Source organism: Rhizobacter sp. P2_H2 (genome assembly GCF_056403375.1).
This window is the reverse complement of the sequence record NZ_JBFUFP010001168.1, coordinates 1-1,615: the sequence shown is the minus strand read 5'-3', so window position 1 is coordinate 1,615 and position 1,615 is coordinate 1. Positions and strand designations below refer to the sequence as shown.

Below are 1,615 nucleotides of genomic sequence, written 5' to 3'. Positions count from 1 at the left end.
GACCCGGCATGCGGTCTTCGCGCTCGGCCTTTTCCTTCGGGGGAATCGGGCGCCACAGCACCAGCAGCTTGCCGATGTGCTGGATCGGGGCGGCGTTCAGCTGGTCGCTCAGCTGCGCGAGGATGGCCTCGCGGGTGTCGCGCTCGTCGGAGAAGACACGGATCTTGATCAATCCGTGGGCATTCAGCGCGGCATCGGCTTCCTTGATCACGGCAGGGGTCAGGCCGTCACCACCGATCAGGACGACCGGGTTCAGGTGGTGGGCTTCAGCGCGCTTGTCCTTGCGCTGGGCGGGATTCAGTTCGATGGCAGGCATCTCGGTATTATCGGTTGCAGTGAGCGTAAGCCAATGAAAATCAAGACAAAAAGCAAGAAAGTCAACAAGGCGTGGTTGCACGACCACCTCAACGACACCTACGTGAAGCTGGCCCAGAAAGAGGGATATCGCGCCCGTGCGGCCTACAAGCTGAAGGAGATCGACGAGGAGCTCAAGCTGATCCGCCCGGGCCAGCTGGTGGTCGACCTGGGCGCCGCGCCGGGGGCCTGGAGCCAGTACGTGCGCCGCAAGTTCGCGCCGAAGGAGGTCGGCGGCCTCGGGGGCGCCGCCGCCGGTGAACTGAACGGCACCATCATCGCGCTCGACATCCTGCCGATCGAGCCGATCGAAGGCGTCGTCTTCTTCCAGGGCGATTTCCGCGAGGATGCGGTGCTGGCGCAGCTGCACGAGCTGGTGGCGGGCCGGCCGGTCGACGTGGTGATTTCCGACATGGCGCCCAATCTGTCGGGCATCGAGAGTTCCGATGCGGCCCGCATGGAGCACCTGGTGGAACTGGCGGTCGAATTCGCGCAGAACCATCTGACGCCGAATGGCGCACTGGTCAGCAAGGTTTTCCACGGCAGCGGCCACAGCCAATTGGTCCAGATTTTCAAGAAAACCTTCCGGGTCGTGAAACCGATCAAACCGAAGGCTTCGCGCGACAAATCGTCCGAAACCTTCCTGGYTGGCATCGGTCTCAAGAATCCGGGGATTCAGGTCGATAAGCGTTCGTGAAACCGCATGGGTTGCGTGGACTAGAATCGCCCCCAGATGCCGTGGATGCTGGGCACGTCCTGTGCTCGCGCTGAGGATTTATCGCAAGAAGGAGCCGCGGTGAACAATCAATGGTTCTCCAAAGTCGCTGTCTGGCTGGTGATCGCACTCGTGCTGTTCACCGTGTTCAAGCAGTTCGACAAGGGTGCAATGCAAGGCAGCCAGATCGGCTATTCCGACTTCCTCGAGGAAGTGCGCAGCAAGCGGATCAAGAGCGTGCAGCTCCAGGAAGGGCCTTCCGGGACCGAGATCAAGGCCAAGACCACCGACGACAAGGACCTGCGCACCACCGCAACCTTCCTCGACCGCGGCCTGGTCGGTGACCTGATCAACAACAACGTCAAGTTCGACGTGAAGCCCCGCGAGGAGCCGTCGATCCTGTTGAGCATCCTCGGCTCATGGGGCCCGATGCTGCTGCTGATCGGCGTGTGGATCTACTTCATGCGCCAGATGCAGGGCGGCGGCAAGGGCGGTGCGTTCAGCTTCGGCAAGTCGAAGGCGCGCATGCTCGACGAGGCCAACAAC

3 protein-coding genes are annotated in these 1,615 nt (G+C 62.0%); 2 read left to right on the top strand and 1 reads right to left on the bottom strand.

The window, feature by feature from the left end:
- Nucleotides 1–316: YhbY family RNA-binding protein (locus AC1D15_RS31225; protein WP_477829091.1), on the bottom strand; the 316-nt coding region annotated here is incomplete at its 3' end.
- A 33-nt stretch (nt 317–349) separates the two neighbouring features.
- On the opposite strand from AC1D15_RS31225, the gene AC1D15_RS31220 reads away from it, so the two are divergent.
- A complete protein-coding gene (locus AC1D15_RS31220) occupies nt 350–1,051 on the top strand; it encodes an RlmE family RNA methyltransferase (RefSeq protein WP_477829090.1) in 702 nt (233 codons plus the stop codon).
- Nucleotides 1,052–1,150: 99 nt separating this feature from the next.
- Nucleotides 1,151–1,615, top strand: a 465-nt coding sequence (locus tag AC1D15_RS31215) for an ATP-dependent metallopeptidase FtsH/Yme1/Tma family protein (protein WP_477829089.1), incomplete at its 3' end; no start/stop codon positions are given.